6 protein-coding genes are annotated in these 5,848 nt (G+C 37.3%); 3 read left to right on the top strand and 3 right to left on the bottom strand.

From position 1 onward, the window contains the following. Positions 1 to 115: 115 nt before the first annotated feature. The gene (gene trmB, locus F6K13_RS15110; RefSeq protein WP_124145417.1) at positions 116 to 763 is read right to left on the bottom strand and encodes a tRNA (guanosine(46)-N7)-methyltransferase TrmB; all 648 of its coding nucleotides are present in this window, start codon (positions 761 to 763) and stop codon (positions 116 to 118) included. 653 nt (positions 764 to 1,416) lie between these two features. Between trmB and F6K13_RS15105 the strand changes: the two genes are divergently transcribed. Both F6K13_RS15105 and F6K13_RS15100 read left to right on the top strand, forming a co-directional pair. Then, the gene (locus F6K13_RS15105; protein ID WP_124145416.1) at positions 1,417 to 2,055 is read left to right on the top strand and encodes a bifunctional 2-polyprenyl-6-hydroxyphenol methylase/3-demethylubiquinol 3-O-methyltransferase UbiG; all 639 of its coding nucleotides are present in this window, start codon (positions 1,417 to 1,419) and stop codon (positions 2,053 to 2,055) included. A 97-nt stretch (positions 2,056 to 2,152) separates the two neighbouring features. After that, positions 2,153 to 2,893, top strand: coding sequence for an FkbM family methyltransferase (locus tag F6K13_RS15100; RefSeq protein WP_124145415.1), 741 nt, complete (start codon positions 2,153 to 2,155; stop codon positions 2,891 to 2,893). A 497-nt stretch (positions 2,894 to 3,390) separates the two neighbouring features. On the opposite strand, the gene csaB is transcribed toward F6K13_RS15100, so the two are convergent. Then, complete coding sequence (csaB, locus tag F6K13_RS15095) at positions 3,391 to 4,428, bottom strand: polysaccharide pyruvyl transferase CsaB (protein ID WP_124145414.1); 1,038 nt, start codon at positions 4,426 to 4,428, stop codon at positions 3,391 to 3,393. Between the two features lie 78 nt (positions 4,429 to 4,506). Between csaB and F6K13_RS15090 the strand changes: the two genes are divergently transcribed. Next, the gene (locus F6K13_RS15090; protein WP_124145422.1) at positions 4,507 to 4,824 is read left to right on the top strand and encodes a DUF2499 domain-containing protein; all 318 of its coding nucleotides are present in this window, start codon (positions 4,507 to 4,509) and stop codon (positions 4,822 to 4,824) included. Between the two features lie 620 nt (positions 4,825 to 5,444). Here F6K13_RS15090 and F6K13_RS15085 read toward each other — a convergent pair. After that, positions 5,445 to 5,848: hypothetical protein (locus tag F6K13_RS15085; RefSeq protein ID WP_287287767.1), on the bottom strand; the 404-nt coding region annotated here is incomplete at its 5' end.

The raw sequence follows: 5,848 nt of genomic DNA, 5'->3' as shown, positions 1-5,848 counted from the left end.
TTGAGATTATTTTTAATCTATTTTTTTCTAAAGTCTCGATAGAAGAGGAAAGTTTCCACGAATCATCTAGTAGTTCTATATTATCTTCCCACCAATTAAAGGTTAAATCTAACACCTACGACCTACCAAATACGACCTTCTCAAATAAAGCTCTATACACAGGTTGATCTTTAGCTAAAGTAACAATTTCTCTTTCTGATAATACTGGCAAAATATTTTCAGTTAACCAATCATCAGAACTTCGAGAAAATGAACTATGAGCAGAGAAGCGGTTACACATTTCTCTTGCCACTTTCTCTACATCAGAATGGAGAAAAACTTTTCCTCCAACTGTTAAATAATTTGCTAAATCTTCGACTAATTTTGGTTGCACAACTCTGCGTATTTGATGACGTCTCTTAAACCAAGGATCGGGAAATAAAATTGAGACTCTTTGTAATGTTCCTTCTCGCAAAGATTGTAATATTTTTTCCAGAGAGATATTGGCATTACAAAATAAATAGTGCAAATTATTAAAACCCTGTTCATTTAGCAAATTATTAGCCTCTATAACTAATGGTTCCCGAATTTCTAAACCCAGAAAATTCCACTCAGGTTCTGTCTGTGCCATCTGCCATAAAAATTTACCCCGACCACAACCAATATCTAAATGTAATGGTTTATTTAAATCAGAATAAATATTACTAAAATTTGGTAGAGTTACTGACTCTTGATATTTATTAGAGAAAGGATTAACGTGCTGTCTTACTCTGACTCTTGCCAAAATTTACACCTCTATTTTTGCGTTATAATTAAGGTTTGCTGAATCAAGTCTTTTTGCCGGGGTAGGAGACAGGAGACAGGAGACAACCCACCCCTAACCCCTCCGGTGGAGGGGAGAAATGGGAATGAGCGAGGAGGCAGGAGTAAAAGTAATTGTCTCTTGATTTCTCTGCCCAACTATGAGCCTAAAATACGCTCCTTTTTGAGCGTTTTAGACGTGATACCGAGTACTTTTTCCGACCCCAAAAAGGCACTTGTCTTTATATGTCAATACTTTTAGATTTAATCAGTAAGCCCTAATTATACGATAATGATGTAAATTTTTACCACTAATTCAGATAGGGAGTAGTTCATTAATGAATAATGGATAATGGATAATTGATAATTACCTCTGGTTAAAACCGTTATAGAATTGAATATAAGGAAATATTATTTCTTCTCTTGGTCTATTGGATTGAGTAACAATTGTAAGAATGATTTTTCTGCCATATTCAGCCCAAAATACTAGCTTTTTGAGCGTTTTCAACTCAAAAAGACACACTTTTTTCGACCTTAAAAATGCTCAAACCTTTATATCTCAATACTTTAATAATTAATCAGCAAGCCCTAATTATTAATTATTAATTATTATTAATTGTTGAATGCCTATATATTATGAAACTAAATCCATCACAAATAAAAAAAATTGAGAACTTTCTAGAAAAAATTAAAAATGATACTTATCCCGAACCTCCAACCAAACTTCATAATCAAATAACTAAGCAAATGTTTGATGTATGTCTAAAGCAAATATTTTTACCACCAGCAGCCAAAATATTAGATATTGGTTGTGGTCAAGGTGTCGCTTTAGAAATATTTAAAAAACATGGTTTTTTACCAACTGGAATTACTCTAAATAGTGAAGATGTAGCTATTTGCCAACAAAAAGGTTATCAAGTTTATGAAATGGATCAATCTTTTCTAGAATTTGCAGATAACTATTTTGATTTTGTTTGGTGCAGACATTGTTTAGAACATAGTATTTTTCCATATTTTACTTTGCAGGAAATTTATAGAGTTATTAAACCCGAAGGTTATCTATATTTAGAAGTACCTGCTCCTGATACAAGTTGCAAACATCAAACTAATAAAAACCACTACAGTGTATTGGGAAAAACGATGTGGCTAGATTTAATTAAAAGAACAGGGTTTGAAGTTTTACAAGTATTAGATATTCAATTTAATGTGCCTGTAGGTCCAGATATATATTGGGCAATGATTCAGAGGAAAAATAGTTCGACTATAACTTCATAAAATTCTACCAAAATTCTCAATATCCAATCGCAATCTAAATTCTGAACAGCAAGAAATAAAGCTCTCCCTAAATTCTCATAAATTTACTCAAAAATTGATGCTTGACTCTTTTCAAAAAGCGCGAGCTTATGAATCTGAAATCTTCCAATTAATTCGCAAATTTCTACAAAATGGTGACTGTTTTATTGATATTGGCGCTCATATTGGATATTATTCTATTTTAGCTGCAAAAATAGTAGGCATTGAAGGTAAAGTTTTTGCTTTTGAACCAGAATTATCAAATTATCAAAAAATCTTAGAGAATATTAGTCTCAACAATCTAAACAATATTAGCTTATTTAATCTTGCTGTTGGCTCAGAAACGAAACAAACACAACTATTTTTTAATCAAGATAATGATGGCGGTCATGCTTTGTGGGATGTCGGTAAACATCCATTCAATCAAAAAAGTTTGGATAATCAAACAATGCAAAATATTCAACAATCTACACTTGATGATATTTTAAGTCAGCAAAAAGATATTAGTCACATCAAAATGATTAAAATTGATACTGAAGGAGCAGAGCTTGATGTAATTAAAGGAGCAGTAAATACACTTTATCAATATGATGTTCCCTATATTATTTGTGAAATTAATAAATTTGGATTACAACAAATGGGAACTAATGAAACAGAATTGAGAGAATTTATGGAATCCTTAAAATATGAAACTTATTTAATTACCTCAGACGAAATTAATCAGCTAGTTAAGTTACCTATCGGTAAGTATTATCAAACATCCCATGTATTTAACGTTCTATTTACTAAACAAAATAAAATGATAAATCAAGAATCATAATTCAGACTTGAAAATGCACGACTTCTATCTACTTAGGGTTTGCTGAAAAAGTCTTATAAGTGAGGGGAGGAGTCAGGATTCAGGAGTCAGAATTAATGGGAATTATAGGGAAAGAAGCCGAAAGAATTGTCGCTCAATTTTTCTGCCCTTGTCTGCTCAAAATGTTAGTATTTTGCGCAATTCGGAGCTAAAAATTGACACTTTTTTCGCAACAAAAAGGCTAAAACCTTTGTATGTCAATGTTTTAATATTTAATCAGCAAGCCCTAATTATTAGTAAGTATTCAGCTAGCTCGCGGTCAGCTCTTCGGTGCGGAGTGCTGCGCAAACAACTTTTTAATAAATGAACCAAGCATTTGCTTAACTTATACGACATTTTTAAACAAAGAATTGAAGCACAAGAACAGCAAGCTTAAATTTTCTACTAAAATTAATAAGGTTGATAGCTGATAGCTGATAGCTGACTGCTGAATGCTTACAATTATTAATTATTAATTATTAATTATTAATTGAAGATAATACCTCTTGATGAATTAGTGATCGCTCTCTCAAAAAATCTATCCTTTCTGGAAACAAAGCATTCCCATTCGCATAATTTTCAATCCACATCTTACTAATTAAATTTGCATCTTCCGGCAATTCAGCTAATTCCCATCCAGGCATTTCCAACTCAGTCATTAACTGACTAACTTTCGGGTCGTAACTAATAGCAAAACAACGACATTCCTCCGCAGAACCCATAATTAAACTGTGAAAACGCATACCTATTACCATTTCCACACCCCGAAAAACTCCCTTCAAAACTCTAGGGTCTTCTATAGTTAAAATCTTGCTATGATTAGGCAATTTTTGATGAATAGATTCAGCAATTTTTAAATCCTTTATCGGTTGAAAAGGCAACAACAAAATAAACGCTTTAGTTGCCTTTTGAAAAGAAACCAAAGCCTGAGTTAAAATTGCTAAACGTGCCGGAGTAAGTTGTGGGTGAGGTCTCAAACTGACCGCTACTCTTGGCGCAGGTAAATCCCAAAGACCAGGGACAGAGGAACTTTCCAAAGCCCAAACTGGGTCAGGAGCTAAAGTAAAAGGAATCTCCCACTTGGCAACTATTTTTGCCGAATTGGCATCCCTGACACTAACCGCAGTACAACCTTTAAAACATTGCTTTGCCAAAAATTGGGTACTTTGATGATGTAAAGGACCAATACCCTGTGCCCAGGCAATTGTTTTTAAGCCCATTTTTTGAGCAATTCCCATTAGTCCGGCATAATAAAAAGGACTAGCAATACTGGTAGCATCTTGAATCAGACTTCCACCCCCCCAGATAAATACATCCGAACGTTTCATGGCCTGGAGAATAGTAAAAGTATTGAGGCGATCGCCTGCTTCGACTTGATATTGTTTTTGAGTTTCGATGGGGTTGCCAGACAAAACATAAGGTTGAATATTATCGGGCAACGTCTGCAACAAAGATGCTAATAATGCCTCATCCCCACTATTACCTTTTCCGTAGTAACCACACAAAATTGCTCGCATTTGTCTGAGTAGTTTATTCTTTTGATATAACCTTATATAACACCAAAGTTGATACTTAAATTTTCAGATTTTTTGGATATGCACGCTTTATCAATTCCTACTTGGATTATTCATATTTCTAGCGTTATTGAATGGATAGCTGCCATTTGGTTTATTTCTCTCTATGGCAATGTCACTAATAACCGTGCCTGGTATGGTTTATCTTTTGCCATGTTACCTGCATTGGTCAGTGCGATGTGTGCCTGCACTTGGCATTATTTTGATAATGACCCTAATTTAGAATGGTTGGTTACTCTTCAAGCTTCAATGACTTTGTTGGGAAATTTTACTCTATTAGCTGCTGCTTGGTTGATATTTTCTAGTAGTAAAAAGCAAGAAGAAGGTAGCGAGAGTTAATTTTTCGGTACGACACTGAATCTAGACTAGAGACTATGATTTTTTGACAAATTACATATATTCAGAAGTGAGTGATTTTTCAGTCCTTCAGACTATATATCTGTAACGTTATAGTTTTGAGAGAGTCTTTAGAATACTGAGAACTGAATCTAGACTAGAGACTATGATTTTTTGACAAATTACATATATTCAGAAGTGAGTGATTTTTCAGCACTCCACACCAGATAATCTATAACGTTATAGTTTTGAGAGAGTCTTTAGAATACTGAGAACTGAATCTAGACTAGAGACTATGACTTTTTGACAAATTACATATATTCAGAAGTGAGTGATTTTTCAGCCCTTCAGATTATATATCTGTAACGTTATAGTTTTGAAAATATATATTCAGAGTATTTGAAACACTCAACCCTGACTTTAGACTTCCCACCCTGGAACGGTCTCCGGGAGGGTCGGGATCGGGTGCGGCCCGTTATGGCACAGAGACAAGCCCGTGCCGTTGGGGCTGGCCTGCGGCTCCCGCTCCGCTCCCGCCTCCGGCCGCCCCGTGGCCTCGCTTCGCTCGGCCCGGCGACCGATGCCTGCGCTGCCGGTTCGTTCGGGTCGTGTGTGTGTCCGGGTCATCGGCGGGCCCTCGCCCGGTTGCTGATCGTGTTTGCTGCGATCAGGCACGCCCCGCACACCGCCCAGACAGCGAAGACCTGCCAAGCCATCGCGTGTTCGATGCGGCCCGCGACGGTGGTGTACGCCAGCACGACCTGGCCGGCGCCGTAGAGGACGAGTGCAGGCCACGGCATGCGCACGGGTGGCCGGGTGGTTGGTTGCTCGACCTCCTGGTCGTGCGTCAAGGGACGCCGAACAATCCGCCCCTCATCGACCGGCACCGGTAGCCACGCCACGTTGGTTGGCTGGCCGGTGGTGGTGTCGGCGGATTCTTCGTCTCTTCGCCCTTGACCCACTGGTCGGCCGAACAGGTTGGGCGGGTACGGATCGAGGTGGGACCTCGATCGCCCCTCGGTGGTGG

It is taken from the genome of Okeania sp. SIO2B9, from assembly GCF_010672505.1.
Taxonomy (GTDB): domain Bacteria; phylum Cyanobacteriota; class Cyanobacteriia; order Cyanobacteriales; family Microcoleaceae; genus Okeania; species Okeania hirsuta.
The sequence above is the reverse complement of the archived record's forward strand: the minus strand, read 5'-3'. Positions and strand labels throughout refer to the sequence as shown.